We start from the raw sequence: 20,555 nt of genomic DNA, 5'->3' as shown, positions 1-20,555 counted from the left end.
GGTCTACCCCAGTTTGAGATTGTCGACGCCCACCAGCCGGTCATACAGCCAGTAAAGCACAAGGACCGAGGCCAGCAGCAGCGCGGCCAGCGCGGCGGCCATTGACCAGTTCAGCGTGCTGGTCATGTGCATCGCGATCATGTTGGAAATCAGCTGTCCCGACGAGCCGCCGACCAGCGCCGGCGTGATGTAATAGCCGACCGCCAGAATGAACACCAGCAGCGCCCCCGCCCCCAGCCCCGGCAGGGTCTGCGGGAAATAGATCCGCCGGAACGCCGTCCAGCTGGTCGCGCCAAGCGAGCGCGCGGCCCGGACATAGGTCGGGTTGATCGTCTTCATCACCGAATAGAGCGGCAGGATCATGAAGGGCAGCAGGATATGCGTCATCGCGATGATCGTGCCGGTCTGGTTATAGATCATCTGCAACCGCTGCCCGCCGCCGATCACGCCCAGCCAGACCAGCAGGTCGTTCACCACGCCCTGCTGTTGCAACAGCACCATCCAGCTGGTCGTGCGCACCAGCAACGAGGTCCAGAAGGGCAGCAGCACCAGGATCATCAGCAGATTGGCCTTTCGCATCGGCAAGGTCGCCAGCAGATGCGCGATCGGAAAGCCCAGCACAAAGGTCAGCGCCGTGATCACCAGCGACAGCCAGAAGGTGCGCCCGAACAGCATCAGATAGACGCGCTGGCGTTCCTCGACCTGCTGGATGGCGCCGGTCTCATCGCGGGTGCGGTCCACCGCCGACAGATAGAAATTCGCCGTATAGGGCGAGGACGCCTCGCGCATCACCGCCCAAAGCTGCGGATCGCCCCATTTCTGGTCGATCTCCAGCAGGGTCTGCTGATAGGGCGGCTCGATCCCGCCGCGCACCGCCCGCCCGGTCGAGGTGAACAGCGAGCGTGATCCCGACATGTCGTAATTGATCCGGGTGCCGACCACGCCGATGCTGCGCACCTCGGCCGAGGCCGCCAGATCGGCGGCCAGCGCCGCCCATGCGGCCTCGTCCGGCGGGGTGCCGCGCTCGGTCTGGGCGAACCACGCCGAGACTTCGGGCATGTGGCGCGAGAAGCCGTCATTGTAGAAGGATCGCTGCAGCATCTGCCCGATGGGCACCACGAAGGTCACCAGAATGAAGGCCAGCAGCGGCAGCACCAGCAGAAAGGCCCGCCTGCGCGCGCGGCGCTGGCTGCGGACCAGCGCGCGGGCCAGCGGCTTGCCATCGGCGGTGGTCAGCAGCGGCGCTGTGCCCGACGCGGTCGTGGCGATGGCGGCATGTGGATCAAGTGCGGCGTTCGCCATGGAGTCCCCGGAAATGCGGGCCGCCGCGCCCGGTCAGGGCGCGCGGCGGCGGTCGTGGATCAGGACGAAGCGAGCCAGGCGTTGAAACGCTCGGCCAGTTCGGCATCGTGGTCGGCCCAGAATTCCGGGTCATCCAGCACCGCGTTTTCCAGCGCGGCCGGGCTGGTCGGCATATGCGGCGCCATCTCGGTCACGCCGTCCTGATACAGCCCCACCAGATCAGCCGAGGATTTCCGCGCCGGGCCATAGGCGATATAGCGCGCCTGATCGGCCAGCCGCTGCGTGTCGGTGGCGAATTTCAGATATTCCATCGCGGCTTCGGGATTGGGCGCGGCTTTCGGGATCACGAACATGTCCATGTCCATGTATTGCCCGTCCCAGATGATCTCGAAGGGCTGGTTCTCGGCCACCATCGCGTCAAAGACCCGGCCATTGTAAACCGTGGTCATGCTGACCTCGCCATCGGCCAGCAGCTGCACGGGCTGGGCGCCCGCCTCCCACCAGACGACCTCGGATTTGATCGTGTCCAGTTTCGCAAAGGCGCGGTCGACGCCCTCATCGGTGCCCAGCACGTCATAGATCTCGGCCGCCGGAACGCCATCGGCGATCAGCGCCAGATACAGGGTGCGCTTGGGGTTGCGCGGCAGGCCGCGCTTGCCGGGGAAGGTCTCGGTGTCGAAGAAATCGGCGGCGCTGTCGGGGGCCTCGCCCTCGAACTTGGTGGTGTTGTAGGAAATCACCGTGCCCCAGACGATATTGGCCACGGCGCAGTCCTGCAGCGCGCCCGGCACGAAATCATCGACGGCGGGCGTGCCATCGGGCGCGTCGGGCAGCATGGCGGGGTCGATCTCGACCAGCGCGCCCTCGTCACACAGGCGGATCGCGTCACTGACCTCGATGTCGAAGATGTCGCCGGTGACATTGTTCGCCTCGACCTGCGCGCGCAGGGGCGTGGCGGGGTTGTCGGCGGCGATCATGTTGACGCGGATGCCGGTCGCCTCGGTAAAGGGCTTGTTATAGGCCTCGACCTGGCTGACCTCGTAGGCGCCGCCCCACGAGACGACGTTCACCTCTTGCGCATGGGCCGCGAAGGCCATCCCGGTCAGGGCGGTCGAGAGGATCAGTGTGGTTTTCAAGGTGGTGCTCCATGTTGGATGGGTGCCGGGCATTTTGCCCTGTCTGTTGGCCCCCAAAAGGGGGCAGCCCGGCGCGGCGGACCGCGCCGGGAAGGTCTTACGAGGCCAGCCAGGCGCGGAAACGCTCGGTCAGTTCGGACATGTGATCGACCCAGAAATCATTGTCATAGGCCAGCGCATTGTCCATGTTCTCGGGCGAGGTGGGCAGGTTCGGCGACATCGCAATGTCGGTGTCCTTGTAGTTGCCCACCAGCGGCGCGGCGCTTTCACGCGGCGGGCCATAGCTGATCTGCATGGACGCGCGGGCCAGCGATTCGGCGCTGGTCGAGAATTTCACATATTCCAGCGCGTTTTCCATATTGGGCGCGCCATCGGGGATGACCCAGCCCTCCATCTCATAGATCTGGCCGTCCCAGATGATCCGGAAATCGCGGCCCTCATCCACGGTCGCGTTGAAGATGCGGCCGTTATAGGCTTGGCTCATCACCACTTCGCCATCGGCCAGCAACTGCGGCGGCTGCGCGCCGGTATCCCACCAGACGACGCTGTCCTTGATCGTGTCCAGCTTGGCGAAGGCGCGGTCCAGCCCCGCGTCGGTCAGCATCAGGTCATAGACCTCATCCGCCGGGACGCCATCGGCCATCAGCGCCATTTCCAGATTGAAGCGCGGCCCGTTCAGCAGCCCGCGCTGGCCCGGAAACTTGTCCAGATCGAACAGATCGGCCACGGTTTCGGGAACGTCCCCCTCGAACCGCGCGGCGTCAAAGGCGATGATCGTGGCATAGACATCGGTGGCGACGAAGCAATCCGACAGCCCGCCTTCGAGGAAATCCTCGGTCGCGGGGGTGCCGTCGGCGGCGGGCAGCAGCATCGCGTGATCCAGCTCGATCACTGCGCCCTCATCGCACAGCCGGGTCGCATCGGCGTAACCGACGCTGGCCACGTCGATGGTCACATTGCCCGCCTGCACCTGCGCCAGAATCGGCGTGGCGGGGTTGTCCACGTCGATCATGTTGACGCGGATGCCGGTCTCTTCGGTGAAGGGCCGGTTATAGGCCTCGACCTGGGATTCGGAATAGGCGCCGCCCCAGGACATCACCTCGACCGTGCCCTGGGCCAGCGCCATCGAGGGTGCGCCCAGCACGGTTCCGACAAGAAGAAATCGCAGCATGGTATTCCTTTCCATTCAGACAGGGTCCAGTGCGCGGGCATCCTGAGGATGCCAGCCGATGCGGATCGACTGGCCCGGCGTCAGCCGGGTCTGGTCGATGGTATTGCGGCATTTCATCACGAAATTATCGCTGCCCGCGACCTTCAGACGGGTCCGCAGAATGTCGCCCATATAGACCACCTCGACCACGCGGGCCTCGATCGTATGGGCGCCTTCCGACATCATCTCGGGCTTGAACTCGACCCGTTCGGGCCGGATCGAGACCATGGTGCGCTGCCCCTTTTCGCGGATATTGACCGCCGTGGCGTCGATCACGCCGCCATCGTCCAGCCGCACCAGCGCCTTGTCGCCGTCCAGCTGCTCGATCACGCCGGGCAGGGCGTTGTTCTCGCCGATGAACCCCGCGACAAAGCTGTTTTCGGGCTGCTCATACAGCCCCGAGGGCGAGGCAAGCTGCTGAATGCGCCCGTCATTGAAGACGGCGATCCGGTCGGACATGGTCAGCGCCTCGCCCTGATCATGCGTCACATAGACGACGGTGATTCCAAGTTTCTCGTGCAGGTGCTTGATTTCGAACTGCATATGCTCGCGCAGCTGCTTGTCCAGCGCGCCGAGCGGCTCGTCCATCAGCACCAGTTCCGGGTCAAAGACCAGCGCGCGGGCCAGCGCGATCCGCTGTTGCTGGCCGCCCGACAGTTGCGCGGGGCGGCGATTGGCAAAGGCGCCCATCTGCACCATGTCCAGCGCCCGCTTGATGCGCGTCTCGCGTTCTGCCTTGCTCATGCCGCGCACTTCCAGCGGAAAGGCGAGGTTCTCGCCCACGGTCATATGCGGAAACAGCGCATAGTTCTGAAACACCATGCCGATGCCGCGCTTGTGCGGCGGCACCTGATTGATCGGGCGCCCGTCCAGACGGATCTCGCCATGGGTCGCCGTCTCGAAGCCCGCCAGCATCATCAGGCAGGTGGTCTTGCCCGAGCCTGACGGCCCCAGCATGGTCAGAAACTCACCCTTGCCGATCGAAAGGTTCAGGTCTTTGACGACAAGCGTTTGTCCGTCATAGCTTTTTTGCACATGCTCAAAGGCGACGAATGCGTCGCCGTGGCGGTTGTCCAGCAAAAGCGCTCTCCCTGCGATTATATGGTTCTTCAGCGCAGGGTCAGGTTAGACAGGGGATCACATGGCTGGCAACACCATTTACGACATTTGAGTGTCGTAACCCGCCCCAACTGCAACGCAGCAAGGGGCGGGGCCGTTTGCCTGAAAATCAGGCAGGTCAGTCGGGGCGGCGCGGCCCCTTGCGATGCGGCTTGGCGCCGCCGGGCTTGGCCCATGCCGGTTTCGGCGCCGCACCACGGGGCTTGGCGCCCCGCGGCGCGCCATCGTCACCACCCGCCGCACGCGCGGGGCGCGGCTTGCCGGCACCGGCGGGCTTGTCGCCGCGCGAACGGTCGAATGCCGGGCGCGGGGGCCGGGCCGGGCCGCCCGCCTCAAGATCGGGGGCCTCGGCCATGCGGCTCATGCTGACCTCGTCCGAGATCTGCGTCTCGGCGCCAAAGCGATGCGCCTCGGCGGCGGCGATCTGGACATAGCTGACATCGGTGCGGATGCGGATGGCACCGATGGCCTCGCGCCCGATCCCGCCCGCATCACAGATCTTGGGCAGCAGCCAGCGCGGCTCGGCCCGGCCGGTATGGCCGACCGACAGGCTGAACCAGACCGCATCGCCGAATTCGCGCAGATCGCGCGGTGCGGTTTCGCGGGCCATGGGTGCGGCGCTGGCGTCCATCAGTTCCTCGGGCGCGGGGCGGCCTTCGCGCCACAGGCCGACAAAGGCGGCGGCGACCTGTTCGGGACCGAAACGGTCCAGCACGGCTTTCGCCTGCGCGGCCAGATCCTCGTCCGGGGTGGCTTTCAGTGCCGGGTGGTCCAGCATGCGCCGGTCATCCTCGGCCAGCACCTCGTCGGCGGTGGGGGCGCTGGCCCATTCGGCCACGACCTTGGCGTTCTGCAACAGGCGCTGCGCGCGCTTGTAATCGGCCTGCGGCACGATCAGCGCCGAGACCCCCTTGGAGCCTGCCCGGCCCGTCCGGCCCGAACGGTGCAGCAGCGTGTCGGGATTGGTCGGCAGATCGGCATGGATCACCAGTTCCAGCCCCGGCAGGTCGATGCCGCGCGCGGCAACATCGGTGGCGATACAGACCCGCGCACGCCCGTCGCGCAGCGCTTGCAGCGCGTGGTTGCGTTCCTGCTGGGACAATTCGCCCGACATCGCCACGACCTTGAAGCCACGGTTCGACATGCGCGCCAGCAAGTGGTTCACATTGGCCCGCGTCTTGCAGAAGATGATCGAGGTCTGCGCCTCGTGCAGCCGCAGCAGGTTGAAGATCGCCGGTTCACGGTCGCGCGCGGCGACGCTATAGGCGCGATAGGCGATGTCGACATGCTGACGTGCCTCGCCCATGGCGGCGATGCGCAGGGCGCCCTTCTGGAAATCGCGGGCCAGCTTTTCGATCGCAGGCGGCACCGTGGCCGAGAACATCAGCGTGCGGCGTTCCTCGGGGGCGGCGGCCAGGATGAATTCCAGATCCTCGCGGAAGCCCAGATCCAGCATCTCGTCGGCCTCGTCCAGCACGGCGGCGCGCAGCGCGGTAAGGTCCAGACTGCCACGCTCGATATGGTCGCGCAGACGGCCGGGCGTGCCGACAACGATCTGTGCGCCGCGTTGCAGGGCACGGCGTTCGTTGCGGTAATCCATGCCGCCGACGCAGGTCGCGATCTGCGCGCCGGTGCTTTCGTAAAGCCAGGCCAGCTCGCGCGCCACCTGCAGCGCCAGCTCGCGCGTCGGTGCAATGGCCAGCGCCAGCGGCAGCTCGCCCTGCGGCATGCGGTCGCCGTCCAGCAGATCGGCGCCGATGGCCAGCCCGAAGGCGACCGTCTTGCCCGAGCCGGTCTGTGCCGACACCAGAAGGTCGCGTCCGGCCGCCTCGGGCTTGAGGACGGCGGATTGGACTGCGGTCAGGTCGTCATAACCCTTGCCCGCCAGCGCCGCTTGCAGCGGTGCAGGAATATTCAGATTTGTCATGGTCTTCGCCAATGAGGGGGTGCGTATCACCCGATGAGCGGCACCCCTCTTCGCGGTTGGCGACCGGCACTCCCCACGCCGGGCACCCCGAAGCTGCGGAGCCAAAGAGGCACGCCTAGTGGCCCCGTCGGCAAAAGTCCAGCCCCCCGGATGGCGCTGCGCAACAAAGACCGCATCAGGGCGCGATACGGACCGGAATTCCCTTGTATGCCGGGGTTTGCGAGGCCAGATCAAAGCGCCCCATCGGCGCCAGCGGGTTCAGTTCGGGAAAATATCCGGCCAGACATCCCGGCGGCAGATCATAGGGCACGACCCGCAGCCCGGCGACGGCCCGATCATGACCATCATCGCAGACGCTGTGCAGGGTGATCCGCTGATCGGGGTCCAGCCCCTCGGCGCGCATGTCGGCGGGCGCCATCATCACCAGCATGCGGTCGCCCTCGATCCCGCGCAGACGGTCGGACATGCCATAGATCGTGGTGTTGAACTGATCGTTCGAGCGCAGCGTCATCAAACGGTATTCGCCCGCACGTTCCGCCAGCCCGGTCGCGTCCAGCGCGCGCGGCACGGTGAACCCGGCCCTGCCGCTGTCGGTCTCCCACCGGCGTTCGCGGGCGGAGTTGCCCCGGTAAAAGCCGCCGGGCTGGTTCATGCGCTGTTCGTAACCGGCGAAATCCTCCGGCAGCACCGCCTCGATCTGGGCGCGGATCAGGGCGTAGTCGCCTGTCCAGTCCTCCCATGGCAGGCGCGGATCGGGGCCCAGCGTGGCACGCGCCAGCCCGGCCACGATCGCCACCTCGGATCGCAGATGCGGGCTGGCGGGCGCGCGCCGCCCGACCGAGCCATAGATATGGCTGAAACTGTCCTCGACCGAGACCTGCTGTGGCCCGCTGGCCTGCACATCCTCTTCGGCGCGGACCAGACAGGGCAGGATCCACGACGATGCGCCGGGCATCAGCGCGGTGCGGTTCAGACGGGTCAGGACATGCGCGGTCAGCGGCAGCCCGCGCCATGCGGCGGCGATCCGGTCCTGATCGGGCACCGCGCGGGCCAGATTGCCCCCCAGCCCGATAAAGGCATGCGCCCTGCCCTCCAGCAGCGCCTCGCAGAAGGCGTGGGTGTTCCAGCCCTCCTCCTCGGGCGGAGTGATCCCATAGAGCGCGCGCAGGCGGTCATGGGGGAACAGCTCTGGCTTTTCGGTGATGCCGACGGTGCGCTGGCCCTGCACATTGGAATGGCCGCGCACCGGCGAGATGCCCGCGCCCCTGCGTCCGATATTGCCGCGCAGCAGCAGCAGATTGACCAGCGCCCCGATCGCGTCCGAGCCGTGGACATGCTGGGTCAGCCCCATGCCATAGATGCCCATGACCGCACCGGCGCGGGCATAGACCTCGGCTGCCGCCTGCATCTGCGCCCGCGACAGCCCGCTGACGCGTTCCAGATCAGGCCATGACTGGCGCGCAACCCAGCCCATCCAGTCCTTGAGCCCGTGACAATGGGCGCCAAGGAAATCGTGGTCCAGAATGCCGCCCTCCTGCGCCTCGAGGTCCAGCACATGGCGGGCCACGCCGGTCAGGGCCGCAATGTCGCCGCCGGGACGCAGCTGAAAATACAGATCGGCGATCGGCGTCGGATCGCCAAGGGTCATCTGCCATGGCCGCTGCGGGTTGGTGAATTCCAGCAGCCCCTTTTCGCGCAACGGGTTGAAGGCCACGATGGCGCAGCCGCGTTCGACCGCCTTTTGCAGCGGATGCAGGATGCGTGGGCTGTTGGTGCCGGGGTTCTGGCCCAGATAAAAGATCGCGTCGCAATCCTCGAAATCATCCAGAGTGCAGGTGCCCACCGGCGAGCCGATCACCTGTTTCAGCCCGACCGAGGTGGTCTCGTGGCACATGTTGGAACTGTCGGGCAGATTGAGATGGCCATAGGCGCGCGCGAACAGGCCATACAGATAGGACGCCTCCAGCCCCGCCTTGCCGGACAGGTAGAAACAGGTGCTTCCGGGGTCCGTGGCGCGCAGATGGGTGCCGATGGCAGACAGCGCCGCATCCCAGCTTGTCTCGACATAGTGGTCGCTGGCGGCGTCATAGCGCAGCGGATGGGTCAGCCGGCCAAGCGCCTCAAGATCATGGTCCGACCAGCCCGCCAGTTCGGTGACGCTGTGGCGGGCAAAGACCTCGGGGCCGCAGCGGTCGCGGGTCAGATCCCACAGCGTCGCCTTGGCGCCGTTCTCGCAGAACTCGACCCGGTGGGGCTGCGGCGGCTTGGCCCATGCACAGGACGAACACATATAGCCGCCGGGCTTGTTCTGCTGCGCCAGCGTCTCGACGACGCCGGGGCCGGGCCGCGCGGTGCGGGCCACCTGCGCGATGCCGCGCAGGGAACCCCAGCCTCCGACAGGGCCGTCATATCCGGCGGTCGGCAGATCAGAATCATCGGGCATGGCGGACCTTTCCGGGAACCAGTCCGGGGAAAAGACCCGGATCCGGCGATGTTGACCCAGCCCAACCGGCAGCACGCGCGGTTGTTCCCATCGACCGCCCCTGCGCCATGCGGGAACGGGCCCGGCGCGCGGACAAACGCGGCGCGATCCTAGGTCTGCGGAGGCTCGGGGAACCGCCACGTCCCGGCCGTTGCGGCGATGCGGGCGGCGGCCTCGATGACGGGACCCGCCAGCACCAGCAGGTGCGCGCGGCTGGTCGTCGCGGTGGTCGTCGTCACCGACAGCGCCCCCATCAGCCGGCCCGACCCCGACAGGATCGGCGCCGCGATGCAGGCGATCCCCGCCTCGTGTTCCTCATCGTCCAGCGCATAGCCCTGTGCGCGGATACGGGCGAGTTCGGCGCGCAGCGCCTCGGGGGTGGTCAGCGTGTTCGGCGTATGCGCGTGAAAGGACTGGCGGGCCAACGCGACCGACAGCTTGTCCTCGGGCAGATGGGCCAGCATCGCCTTGCCGACCCCGGTGCAATAGGCCGGACCGACCTTGCCCGAATGCGAGAACATCTCGACCGGCTGGCGGGCATTGCGCTTGTCCACGTAAAGCACCGCGCCGTTGTCCAGTTGCGCCAGATGCACCGTCTGACCAAGCGTCTCGGCCAGATCGTCCAGCACGTCGCGCGCAAGCGGCGCGAGGCTGGATTGCGCCCAGGCCGCATGTGCCAGCCGCACCAGCCGCATGCCGGGCGCATAGGTCTGGTGCGCCGCATCATAGGCCAGCATATCCTGATGGCTCAGCGCCTGCAAAAACCGGTACAGTGTCGCCTTGGGCAGCCCGCTGCGGGGCAGCATCTCGGCAAAGCGGACCGGGCGGCCGAATTCGGCCACCAGATCCAGAACCGCCAGCGCACGGCCGACAGTGCCATCCGATGTTTCGCGCGCCTCGGTCACGGCAGTTCGTCCCTTCACTGAATGTTGACATCTTAGCCAAGCCTTCGCATAGTTCCAATATTCAAAACCTAGTTTCGTTAAATGGAACCTGTTGTAAAAGTCACGATGAATAAAGGTCTATCCGGCACCGCATTCGTGCCCCCCCTCGGATGCATGGCGACCGCCCGCCCTTGCACCTGCCTGCCTGTCCGGGGCGGCAGAACTTTGCATGGGCGCGTCATCACGCCCTGGGTCTTTGTCGCCCCCGGCATGACGATTCTTGCCGTATCGACACTGGGTCTGATGTCGCAACCCGGCGGCGCATCCTTTCAGCTGTGGCAAGAGCTGGCAAAGCGTCCCGAACTCTGGCGCGAGGGTGTCCTCTGTGACGGGCTGAGAAGCAGGCTCAGCTGGTTTGTTCTGTATATGCTGGCACTGCCCGCGGGGCTGACGCTTGCGCTGATGATCCACCCGAGCCTGCGCCGCCCGCATCTTGGCAGGTCCGTCTTCATTTTTCCTGTCGTCGCCGCCCAGATGGCGGTGGGCCTGATGTCCTCGGGGTTTCACGCGCCCGGCGCAGGCGCCGTGTATTCCGTCACGGGCTGGGCCACCGGCACCAGCGCCGCCCTGATGGCGACAGAGCCGTTTGTCGCATGCCGCGTCTTTGCCGCTGGCCTGTGGCCGCAGATCGCCAGCGCGGTGATCCTGTGCCGGGCCGGGCTGAACGCGGGGGCCGCCCCGCAGGTCAACGCCGCACGACTGGACGGCGCCAGCGGCTGGCGGATGCTGTGGCATGTGGTGCTGCCGCAGCTGCGGACCGCGATCCTGATCGCCGTGATCATCGCGGTCCTCGCCGCGCTGCGAAGCCTCGGGCTGGTGTCGATCATGGCTCTGACCGGGACGTTGCAGCCCGCCGCGTATGAACAGGCGCTGGCCGACCATGCCAACTGGATGGGATACGGCGCCGCCATCGCCGTGGTCCTGTCAGGTCTGATATTGGTCTGCATCTCCGGCACGATCTGGCGGACATGGTGCCGCGAAAAAGGATCATAGCCGATATGTCTGCGCCGGACAAAGTTCCGGACCGTCTCAACCCGTCCCCGTCCCCGAAGGAGAGCCTCTTGACCGCCGAAATTGACTGGATCGCTGCCGATTGGGGCACGACAAACCTGCGGATCTGGGCGATGGCGGGGCGGCGCGTGATCGCGCGCCGCACCACCGCCGATGGCATGGGCGGGCTGGCCCCCGATCAGTTCGCGCCGGTTCTGGCGCAGGCGACCGAAGGCTGGCCGATGGTGCCGGTGATCGCCTGCGGCATGGTCGGTTCGCGTCAGGGCTGGACCGAGGCGCCCTATACCGCCGTCCCCTGCCCGGCCACACCACGCACGGTCCGCGTGCCCGATGCCGGGCGCCCGGTGCATGTGGTCTGCGGGTTGCGGCAGGACAGCCCCGCCGATGTGATGCGCGGCGAGGAAACCCAGATCGCGGGGCTGCTGGCGCTGTCGCCCGAATTCGACGGGATTGCCTGCCTGCCCGGCACCCATACGAAATGGGTCCGCATCTCGGCCGGGGAAGTCTGCAATTTCAAAAGCTTCATGACCGGAGAGCTGTTTGCCCTGCTGGCAGGGCAGTCGGTGCTGCGCCATTCGGTCGGTACCGAGGCGCATGACCCCGACACCTTCCGCACGGCGCTGTCGCTGGCGATGGACCGCCCCGCGCAGGGCTATGCCGGGCTGTTCCAGATCCGGGCGGAAACGTTGCTGGCAGAACTGCCGCCTGCCAGGGCGCGCGCGCGGCTGTCCGGCACGCTGATCGGCTGGGAACTGGCTGCCGCGAAACCCTGGTGGCTGGGCCATCAGATCACCATCATCGGTGCGCCCGCCCTGTCGGCGCTGTACGCGCAGGCGCTGGAGGCGCAGGGCGCGCCGGTCGCGCAGATGTCCGCCGAGGACGCCACTCTGGCCGGGCTGGACGCCGCCCGCCGCAACATAAAGGACCGGACATGAGCCGCCCCGTCATCGCCATCCTGCGCGGGCTGACCCCGCCCGAGGCCATCCCCGTCGCGCATGCGCTGATCGGCGCAGGCATCACCCGGCTTGAGGTGCCGCTGAACTCTCCCGACGCGCTGACCAGCATCGCGGCGATGCTGCGCGACTTCGGCACGCAGGCGCAGATCGGCGCGGGCACGGTGCTGACCACCGATCAGGTCACAGCCGTCGCAGACATCGGCGGCCGGATGATCGTCTCGCCCAACTGCAACCCCGACGTGATCCGCGCCACCATTTCCGCGGGGCTGGACAGCTATCCCGGCGTGATGACCCCGACCGAGGCCTTTGCCGCGCTGGACGCGGGTGCGACCGCGCTGAAACTGTTTCCGGGCGATCTGATCGGCGCCGCCGGTCTGCGCGCGATGCGGGCGGTGCTGCCGCAGGGCACCGGGCTGTGGGCTGTGGGCGGCGTCTCGGCCAGCAATATGGGCGACTGGCTGCAGGCGGGGGCTGCGGGCTTTGGCATCGGCACCTCGATCTATCGTCCGGGCGATGATGCGGCGCAGGTGGCCGAAAAGGCCCGCGCCCTCGTGGCGGCATATGACGCCGCATTCGACAAGGAGGCGACATGATCTTTGACGACACAACCTGCACCCTAGGCGAAGGCGCGCTGTGGCATCCGGGCCGCGGCGCGCTGATCTGGTTCGACATCCTGTCGCGCCGCATGTTCATGAAGGCGCCCGGCGGCCCCCGCCAGCACTGGGATTTCCCCGATCACGTCTCGGCGGCGGGGATTGTCGATGCCGACCGGATCATCGTCGCCTCAAGCCGCGCGCTGTCGCTGTTCGATCTGCGCGACGGCACCGCACGGGAACTGGCGCCGCTGGAGGCCGACAACCCGGCGACGCGATCCAATGACGGGCGCGCCGATCCGCAGGGCGGGTTCTGGATCGGCACGATGGGGCTGAAGGCCGAACCGGGCGCGGGATCGGTCTGGCGGTTCCACAAGGGCGCGCTGCGACGGATGTTCCCCGGCATCACCATCCCCAACGCGATCTGCTTTTCGCCCGCAGGCGATGTCGCGCATTTTGCCGATACCGACCGGCAGATGATCTGGCGCGTGGCGCTGGACGCCGAGGGCTGGCCCGCATCGGACCCGCAGCCCTTCATCGACATGGCCGCCGAGGGGCTGAACCCCGATGGCGCCGTGATCGACACCGAGGGCTGCCTGTGGTCGGCGCAATGGGGGGCGGGGCGCATCGCGCGCTATGACCGGCAGGGCCGCTTCGATCAGGCGATCAGCTTTCCGGCCAGCCAGATCTCGTGCCCGGCCTTTGGCGGGGCCGAACGTTCGACGCTGTTCGCCACCTCGGCCCGCGTCGATCTGACGGCGCCGGGCGCAGAGGACGGCTGCACCTTCGCCATCGAGACGGCGTTTACCGGCCAGCCCGAGCATCGCGTCATTCTTTCTTAACGGAACACGGCACAAGAAAGCCCGGCCCCCGCTGCCATCACTGGCATGTGGGGACCGGGCGGTTTACCGCGCCGGGCACGGGGTTACTTGTCCTGCGACACGTCGCGGATCGTCGGAACGATCTGGTCGCCCCAGGCACCGGCGCCATTGTGGTGGCGCGAGACGCGGACCAGCTCGACCGAGATGCCATCGGCGACGGCGCGCTGGACCGCCTCGTTGACGCGGTGAACCGCATCGGCCACGCGGTGGATCGCACGGGTCTGGGCGTCGGTCTCGGGGCGCTCGACACGCTGGAAGTCGGAATTCTCGTTCATGGTATCCTCCCAAAGGTGAAAATCTGCCGGGGGGCCCCGGCCGCTACGCGCGGCAGGGGCGGTGTTACGCGACTATTCCGCGGCGAACTGGTTCATGGTGTTGGCATGGCCGCCCGCTTTCAGCGCACGCTCGCCTGCGACCATTTCCTTGAACGTGTCGCCCAGATCCGAGCCGACCTCGTGCTGGTGCTTGACCGCCGAGATGCCGCGACGGATTTCCTGCCGCTGCACGGTGGCGACATAGGCCAGCATCTTGTCCTCGCCGAAATAGCCGTGCGACAGCTCGTCCACCGATTTCGCGGTCAGGTGGAAGGTCGGCAGCGTGATCAGGTTGTGGAACACGCCCGCCTTGGTCGAGATGTCGTGCTGGAAGCGGCGCAGACGGTCATCGGCCTCGCGGCCCAGATCGGTCTCGTCAAAATCGGCCTTCATCAGTTCGTTGCCGCCCGGATAGTCGGCCTCGGTGATCTTGCCGTCCGCGATCCACTGGTCACGCACCTGTTTGCGCAGGTTCAGCGTCCAGTTGAAGCTGGGCGAGTTGTTATAGGTCAGTTTCGCGTTCGGCACGACCTGACGGATCTCGTTCACCATACCGGCGATCTCGTCCACATTCGGCGTGTCGGTTTCGATCCACAGCAGATCGGCGCCGCCCTGCGTCAGCACGGCAATGCAATCCTCGACCACGCGGGCGCGGCCCGAGCCGTCCTGGAAGGGGAACAGGCCATTGGCCAGACGCGCCGGGCGCACGAACTGCCCGTCACGATACAGCGCAAGCTCGCCGTCATGGATCGGGTTTTCATCGGTGATCGGCTCGGTCTTCAGCCATTTGATGTAGTCCGAAGCCAGATCGCCCGGTTCCTTGCTGACCGGCACCTTCTGGGTCAGACCGGCACCAAGGCTGTCGGTGCGGGCCACGATGACGCCCTCATCCACGCCCAGTTCCTCAAACGCCAGACGGCAGGCGCGCAGTTTCTCGATGAAATCTTCGCGCGGCACGGTGACCTTGCCGTCCTGATGGCCGCATTGCTTGGCGTCGGACACTTGATTCTCGATCTGCAGGCAGCAGGCGCCCGCCTTGATCAGCTCTTTCGCCAGCAGATAGGTCGCGTGCTCGTTGCCGAAACCGGCGTCGATGTCGGCGATGATCGGCACGACATGCGTCTCGAAATTGTCGATGGCCTCGATGGCGGCTTTCTCGGCTGCGGCATCACCGGCCTTGCGGGCGGCTTTCAGATCCTTGAACAGGTCGTTGATGGCGACCTCATCGGCCTGACGCAGCGAGGTGTAGATTTCCTGGATCAGGTCCGCGACGGCGGTTTTCTCGTGCATGGACTGGTCGGGCAGATGGCCCCAGCGGTTGCGCAGACCGGCAACCATCCAGCCCGACAGATAGACATAGGCGCGTTTGGTGGTGCCGCGCAGGCGCTTGACCGATTTGATCATCTGCTGCGCGTGAAAGCCCGACCAGCAGCCAAGCGATTGCGTCGACAGGTTGGCATCGGCGTCATAGGCCGCCATATCCTCGCGCATGACAACCGCCATGGCGCGGGCGATGTCCAGATGCGTGTCAAAGGTGTTCTGCAGCTTCAGCTGGACGATGTCGTCCACGCTGACGCCGCCCGGCGTCTGGCCCGACGGATAGCGCGCCTCGGCGTCAGCGCGCAGTTCTGCATAGGTCTTGCGGTTGGCCATGATCATTCCTCACTGAGTCGTATTCCCTGATGTCAGGTTAGTAATGTTATGCTGCGAATGCATTATCTCTTTGAAATGAATGGGTGCGTTTGTCAGTTTTGTCATGTAGTGACAGCGTGTAATGTAGGGACTGTCACAGGATGAAGATGGCAGGCCGGGGGTGAAGATGACCAAGCGCAGCGCGAAGCTGATGATCGGGCGCAGGCTGAGGGTGCTGCGCAAATCGCTGGGGCTGACGCAGGCGCAGCTGGCCGATCAGCTGGACGTCTCGGCCAGCTACATCACCCTGATCGAGGCCGATCAGCGGCCCGCCTCGGCCAACCTGCTGCTGCGGCTGGCGCAGGCCTATGACATGAACATCTCGGAACTGGCGCCCGAGGTGGATGCGCAGCTGGCATCCGATTTCGAGGCGGCGCTGAAGGATCCGGCGGTGGAGCTGCCCCGCCTGCCCCATAGCGAGATCGAGGCCGTGCTGCAGGCATCCCCCCGGATCGCGGCGGGGATCGTGCGCATGCATGGCAAGCTGACCGAACAGCGGATGCGCGATCAGGTGGACGAGAACCCCTTTACCGACCGCGCCAAGGTCGAGGCGCTGGGACAGGTCAGCCGCCCCGACGAACGCGTGCGCGACTGGCTGTATGAGACCGACAACTACATGGACGTGGTCGACCGCGCCGCCGAACAGCTGGCCGTCGACATGGCGCTGCACCGCGAGGAACCGCATCTGGCCCTGACCGAGCGGATGACGCGGCACGGCATCCGCGTCCGCATCCTGCCCGCCGAGGTGATGGGGGGCGCGCTGCGCCGCTATGATCCGCACCGCAAGGAGCTGATGCTGTCGGAACTGCTGGGGCAGGCCAGCCGCCGGTTCCAGATCGGCGTGCTGATCGCACGGCTGGAATACGAGGATCTGATCGAGGGCGCCATCGACGCGGCCGGCTTTACCGAGGCCGACACCCGCAGCCTGGCGCGGGTCAGTCTGGCCAATTACTTCTCTGCCGCGCTGCAGATGCCCTATACGCGCTTTCTGGCCGCCTGCGAGCAGGAACGCTATGATGTCGAACTGATCACCCACCGCTTTGGCGCCAGCTACGAGCAGACCGCCCACCGGATGGCGACGCTGCAGCGCCCGGATGCGCGCGGCATCCCGTTCTTTTTCGTGCGCATCGACCGGGCGGGCAATGTCTCGAAACGGTTCAGCGCCGGGCGGTTTCCGTTTTCGCGCTTTGGCGGCACCTGCCCGCTGTGGAACATCCACGCCGCCTTCGAGGCGCCGGGACAGGTGCAGACCCAGATCATCCGCATGCCCGAGGGCGCCAGCTATTTCTCGATCGCGCGCACGGTGACGCGGGCCGAGGGCACCCACAGCGCCCCCGCACAGCGGCTGGCGATCGGGCTGGGCTGCGACGTGTCCTATGCCGCAAGGCTGGTCTATGCCGACCGGATCAATCTGGACCGGACCGAGCCCACGGATATTGGCCTGAACTGCTATCTGTGCGAGCGGCAGAATTGCGGATCGCGCGCGCAACCACCGATCAACCGCCGCCTTGCGATCAATGAGCGCGAACGCAGCCTGGCGCTGTTCCGGTTCGAGGGGGAATAGGCGGCCCTAGCCAGCCGCCGCAATGAAATCGCGGATCAGACCCGCATCCTTGATCCCCGGCGCAGTCTCGACGCCCGAGCTGACATCGACGCCCGGCGCCCCGGTCAGGCGCACCGCCTCGGCCACATTGGCCGGGGTCAGCCCACCGGCCAGCAGCCAGGGGCGCAGCCAGCGGCGGCCTTGCAGCAACCGCCAGTCAAAGGCCAGCCCGTTGCCACCCGGCAAGGCGCTGCCCGGCGCGGGCTTGGCATCGACCAGCAGCATATCGGCCACCAGCCCGTAATCGGTCAGCTGCGCCAGATCCTGCGGCCCGGCAATGCCCACGGCCTTCATCACCGGCAGGCCTGTCAGCGCGCGCACCGCCGCCACCCGGTCAGCGGTCTCATCGCCGTGAAGCTGCACGATATCCAGCGGCGCGCGCTCCAGCACCGTCTCCAGCAGGGCGTCGTCGGGATCGACGAACAGCCCGACACGGGCGACGCCCACCGGCACTTCGGCGCTCAGCAAGGCGGCCTGATCCGGCGTCACCGCGCGGGGGGATCTGGGAAAGAACACAAAGCCCAGATAGCGGGCGCCCGCATCGGACGCGGCGCGGACATGCGCCACCTCGCGCAGCCCGCAGATCTTGACCTGTGCCATGATGTCAGCGCGTGGCCGTAAGGCCCGGCGCTGCGGGCGTGTTCGTCACCGCCGCCGCCCCTGCCGGAGCATCGAGGATGGCCAGAACCTCATCGCGCGGGGCGGCATGTTGTTTGCGCACATGGCCCAGCTCGGTCTCAAGGCGCGCCACCTCGGCCTGACGGGCGCGGGCCTCGCGGCGGATATGGGCCTCGCGCAGCCATTCCCAGACCAGCCCGGCCAGCATGCCAAGCGCGAAGGTCAGCAGGATGACCAGAAACAGCGGCAGCTCCAGCGACCACTGGCCGCCCAGATACTGCCCGAAATTCGCCGGAAACAGCGACAGCGTGACCATGCCGCGATTGGCCAGCGCCACAGCCACAAGGATCAGTGCCAGAAGCACCACAAAAAGCAGACGAAGATAGCGCATCGGATTCCCCCGGGACTGACGGCAGGGGCGGCACCCGCCCCCGTTCGCGTTCTACGACGCTCAGGCTTCGCCGTTCAACCGGTCACGCAGCAGTTTTCCGGTCTTGAAGAACGGAACATGCTTTTCCTCGACCTCGACCGAGTCGCCGGTGCGGGGATTGCGGCCTGTGCGGGCATCGCGTTTCTTGACCGAGAATGCGCCGAAACCGCGCAACTCGACCCGGTCGCCGCGCGCCATGGCGTCGATGATCTCTTCGAACACCGTGTTGACGATCCGCTCGACATCGCGCCGGAACAGGTGCGGGTTTTCGTCGGCGATCTTCTGGATCAACTCGGATCGGATCATGCTATCCCCCAAATCATCGGCCCCACACATTCTCTGGTTGCGGGCGAGCCTGCGCGCGATTCCAAGCGAAAGCCGACTGCCGGCCCCCTGCATCGCAAACAGTTAACGCACCGCACAAGCTACTGGTTTCATAGAGTTGCCAGCTTTGATGCAACCGCGCAAGGGCCGTGCTGCGCGGTTAGGCATCGCGGGCGAAAAAAGACCCGCCCCGCATTGCGGGACGGGCCTGATTCATGCCGTCCGGGTGACCGGATCAGCCGTTGCGGTTCAGTGCCGCACCCAGGATGTCGCCAAGCGACGCGCCCGAATCCGAGCTGCCATAGGTGTCGATCGCTTCTTTTTCTTCGGCGATCTCGCGGGCCTTGATCGACAGGCCCAGACGGCGGGTCTTGGTGTCGACATTGGTCACGCGGGCATCGACCTTGTCACCGACCTGGAAACGCTCGGGGCGCTGGTCGGCACGGTCGCGGGCCAGATCGCTGCGACGGATGAAGGATTTGACGCCGTTGAATTCGACCTCGACGCCGCCCTCTTCGATCGCCGTCACTTCGACGGTGACGATCGAGCCGCGCTTCACGCCGTCAACCGCTTCGGCCATGTGCTCGTTTTCAAGCGACTTGATCGACAGGCTGATCCGCTCTTTCTCGACATCCACGTCCTGAACGACGGCCTTGACGGTGTCGCCCTTGCGGTAGTCCTGAATCGCGTCTTCGCCACGGGCATCCCACGAGATGTCCGACAGGTGAACCATGCCGTCGATGTCGCCGTCCAGACCCACGAACAGACCGAATTCGGTGATGTTCTTGACTTCGCCTTCGATGACGGTGCCGGTCGGATGGGTTTCGGCGAACACTTCCCACGGGTTGCGCATGGTCTGTTTCAGACCCAGCGACACGCGGCGCTTGGCCTCGTCGATTTCCAGAACCATCACTTCGACTTCCTGCGAGGTCGAGACGATCTTGCCCGGATGCACGTTCTTTTTGGTCCAGCTCATTTCGCTGACATGGACCAGACCTTCAACACCGGCTTCCAGCTCAACGAATGCGCCGTAATCGGTGATGTTGGTGACGCGGCCCTGATGGACCGATTCGATCGGGAACTTGTCGGCGACGGTATCCCACGGATCGGCCTGCAGCTGCTTCATCCCCAGGCTGATGCGGTGGCTGTCCTTGTTGATCTTGATGACCTGGACCTTGACGGTCTCGCCGATCGCCAGGATCTCGGACGGGTGGTTGACGCGACGCCATGCCATGTCGGTGACATGCAGCAGACCGTCGACGCCGCCCAGATCAACGAACGCACCGTATTCGGTGATGTTCTTCACGACGCCGTCGATCGCCTGACCTTCGGTCAGGTTGGCGATGACCTCGGCGCGCTGTTCGGCGCGGCTCTCTTCCAGAATGGCGCGACGCGACACGACGATATTGCCGCGGCGACGGTCCATCTTCAGGATCTGGAACGGCTGCTTCAGACCCATCAGCGGGCCGGCATCACGCACGGGGCGGACATCGACCTGCGAACCGGGCAGGAACGCAACTGCGCCGCCCAGATCAACGGTAAAGCCGCCTTTGACGCGGCCAAAGATCGCGCCTTCGACACGCTCTTCGTCGCCATAGGCGCGCTCAAGGCGGTCCCAGGCTTCTTCGCGGCGGGCTTTCTCGCGGCTGATGCTCGCTTCACCACGGGCGTTCTCGACGCGGTCCAGATAGACCTCGACTTCGTCGCCGACCTTGATGCTGGGCTCTTCGCCGGGATTTGCAAATTCTTTGAGATCGACGCGGCCTTCCATCTTGTAGCCGACGTCGATGATGGCCTGACCTGCCTCGATGGCGATCACACGGCCTTTGACAACGCTGCCCTCATCGGGGGTGTCAATTTCGAGGCTTTCATTCAGAAGGGCCTCGAACTCCTCCATAGTCGCTTTAGCGCACATGCGTATGCAGTTTCCTTTGTGTCTGTTTTCCGGCCTGACGGTTGGCTCCGCCGGTCTTTATGATGCCTTTGGGGCAACGCCAAAGGGTCGCGGCATGA

At 66.1% G+C, this 20,555-nt stretch carries 18 protein-coding genes; 5 read left to right on the top strand and 13 right to left on the bottom strand.

Features of this window, described 5'->3' with window-relative positions:
• Positions 1 to 3: 3 nt before the first annotated feature.
• The 7 genes from ACK41U_RS09785 to ACK41U_RS09755 all read right to left on the bottom strand — a co-directional run bounded on the left by ACK41U_RS09785 (position 4) and on the right by ACK41U_RS09755 (position 10,081).
• Complete coding sequence (locus tag ACK41U_RS09785; RefSeq protein ID WP_409679080.1) at positions 4 to 1,302, bottom strand: ABC transporter permease; 1,299 nt, start codon at positions 1,300 to 1,302, stop codon at positions 4 to 6.
• A 59-nt stretch (positions 1,303 to 1,361) separates the two neighbouring features.
• Complete coding sequence (locus ACK41U_RS09780; RefSeq protein ID WP_409679077.1) at positions 1,362 to 2,438, bottom strand: ABC transporter substrate-binding protein; 1,077 nt, start codon at positions 2,436 to 2,438, stop codon at positions 1,362 to 1,364.
• A gap of 97 nt (positions 2,439 to 2,535) precedes the next feature.
• Entirely contained in the window at positions 2,536 to 3,609 is a 1,074-nt protein-coding gene (locus ACK41U_RS09775) for an ABC transporter substrate-binding protein (RefSeq protein ID WP_409679074.1), read from the bottom strand.
• A 15-nt stretch (positions 3,610 to 3,624) separates the two neighbouring features.
• Positions 3,625 to 4,728, bottom strand: coding sequence for an ABC transporter ATP-binding protein (locus tag ACK41U_RS09770; protein WP_409679071.1), 1,104 nt, complete (start codon positions 4,726 to 4,728; stop codon positions 3,625 to 3,627).
• Positions 4,729 to 4,885: 157 nt separating this feature from the next.
• On the bottom strand, positions 4,886 to 6,694 hold the full coding sequence (locus ACK41U_RS09765) for a DEAD/DEAH box helicase (protein ID WP_409679068.1): 1,809 nt from the start codon (positions 6,692 to 6,694) through the stop codon (positions 4,886 to 4,888).
• A 175-nt stretch (positions 6,695 to 6,869) separates the two neighbouring features.
• A complete protein-coding gene (locus ACK41U_RS09760) occupies positions 6,870 to 9,137 on the bottom strand; it encodes an FdhF/YdeP family oxidoreductase (RefSeq protein ID WP_409679066.1) in 2,268 nt (755 codons plus the stop codon).
• A 149-nt stretch (positions 9,138 to 9,286) separates the two neighbouring features.
• Positions 9,287 to 10,081 (bottom strand): IclR family transcriptional regulator, encoded by a 795-nt coding sequence (locus ACK41U_RS09755; RefSeq protein WP_409679063.1) that lies wholly within the window; start codon positions 10,079 to 10,081, stop codon positions 9,287 to 9,289.
• Between the two features lie 249 nt (positions 10,082 to 10,330).
• On the opposite strand from ACK41U_RS09755, the gene ACK41U_RS09750 reads away from it, so the two are divergent.
• The 4 genes from ACK41U_RS09750 (at position 10,331) to ACK41U_RS09735 (ending at position 13,522) form a co-directional block, all read left to right on the top strand.
• Positions 10,331 to 11,113 (top strand): carbohydrate ABC transporter permease, encoded by a 783-nt coding sequence (locus ACK41U_RS09750; protein WP_409679060.1) that lies wholly within the window; start codon positions 10,331 to 10,333, stop codon positions 11,111 to 11,113.
• 68 nt (positions 11,114 to 11,181) lie between these two features.
• Positions 11,182 to 12,066, top strand: a complete 885-nt coding sequence (locus tag ACK41U_RS09745; RefSeq protein ID WP_409679057.1) for a 2-dehydro-3-deoxygalactonokinase — start codon at positions 11,182 to 11,184, stop codon at positions 12,064 to 12,066.
• Entirely contained in the window at positions 12,063 to 12,680 is a 618-nt protein-coding gene (locus ACK41U_RS09740) for a 2-dehydro-3-deoxy-6-phosphogalactonate aldolase (RefSeq protein WP_409679054.1), read from the top strand. The genes ACK41U_RS09745 and ACK41U_RS09740 overlap by 4 nt, the downstream gene beginning before the upstream one ends.
• The gene (locus tag ACK41U_RS09735; RefSeq protein WP_409679051.1) at positions 12,677 to 13,522 is read left to right on the top strand and encodes an SMP-30/gluconolactonase/LRE family protein; all 846 of its coding nucleotides are present in this window, start codon (positions 12,677 to 12,679) and stop codon (positions 13,520 to 13,522) included. The genes ACK41U_RS09740 and ACK41U_RS09735 overlap by 4 nt, the downstream gene beginning before the upstream one ends.
• Before the next feature lie 83 nt (positions 13,523 to 13,605).
• On the opposite strand, the gene ACK41U_RS09730 is transcribed toward ACK41U_RS09735, so the two are convergent.
• On the bottom strand, positions 13,606 to 13,836 hold the full coding sequence (locus tag ACK41U_RS09730; RefSeq protein ID WP_409679048.1) for a hypothetical protein: 231 nt from the start codon (positions 13,834 to 13,836) through the stop codon (positions 13,606 to 13,608).
• Positions 13,837 to 13,908: 72 nt separating this feature from the next.
• Complete coding sequence (locus ACK41U_RS09725; protein WP_409679046.1) at positions 13,909 to 15,528, bottom strand: isocitrate lyase; 1,620 nt, start codon at positions 15,526 to 15,528, stop codon at positions 13,909 to 13,911.
• Positions 15,529 to 15,694: 166 nt separating this feature from the next.
• Between ACK41U_RS09725 and ACK41U_RS09720 the strand changes: the two genes are divergently transcribed.
• Positions 15,695 to 17,131 carry a short-chain fatty acyl-CoA regulator family protein gene (locus tag ACK41U_RS09720; RefSeq protein WP_409679043.1) on the top strand — a complete coding sequence of 479 codons (1,437 nt, stop codon included), beginning with the start codon at positions 15,695 to 15,697 and terminating at the stop codon, positions 17,129 to 17,131.
• 6 nt (positions 17,132 to 17,137) lie between these two features.
• Here the strand turns inward: ACK41U_RS09720 and ACK41U_RS09715 are convergent, their stop codons facing one another.
• The 4 genes from ACK41U_RS09715 to rpsA all read right to left on the bottom strand — a co-directional run bounded on the left by ACK41U_RS09715 (position 17,138) and on the right by rpsA (position 20,457).
• Positions 17,138 to 17,770, bottom strand: a complete 633-nt coding sequence (locus ACK41U_RS09715) for a phosphoribosylanthranilate isomerase (protein ID WP_409679040.1) — start codon at positions 17,768 to 17,770, stop codon at positions 17,138 to 17,140.
• Between the two features lie 4 nt (positions 17,771 to 17,774).
• Positions 17,775 to 18,179 (bottom strand): lipopolysaccharide assembly LapA domain-containing protein, encoded by a 405-nt coding sequence (locus ACK41U_RS09710; RefSeq protein WP_409679037.1) that lies wholly within the window; start codon positions 18,177 to 18,179, stop codon positions 17,775 to 17,777.
• Positions 18,180 to 18,239: 60 nt separating this feature from the next.
• Entirely contained in the window at positions 18,240 to 18,524 is a 285-nt protein-coding gene (gene ihfB / locus ACK41U_RS09705) for an integration host factor subunit beta (RefSeq protein ID WP_304615327.1), read from the bottom strand.
• A gap of 253 nt (positions 18,525 to 18,777) precedes the next feature.
• Entirely contained in the window at positions 18,778 to 20,457 is a 1,680-nt protein-coding gene (gene rpsA / locus ACK41U_RS09700) for a 30S ribosomal protein S1 (RefSeq protein ID WP_409679034.1), read from the bottom strand.
• Between the last annotated feature and the right edge of the window lie 98 nt (positions 20,458 to 20,555).

Origin of the sequence: Paracoccus sp. (in: a-proteobacteria), from assembly GCF_046289755.1 — a bacterium.
Classification (GTDB): Bacteria; Pseudomonadota; Alphaproteobacteria; order Rhodobacterales; family Rhodobacteraceae; genus Paracoccus.
Note: the sequence above shows the minus strand (reverse complement) of the source record. Positions and strands in the feature narration are given on the sequence as shown.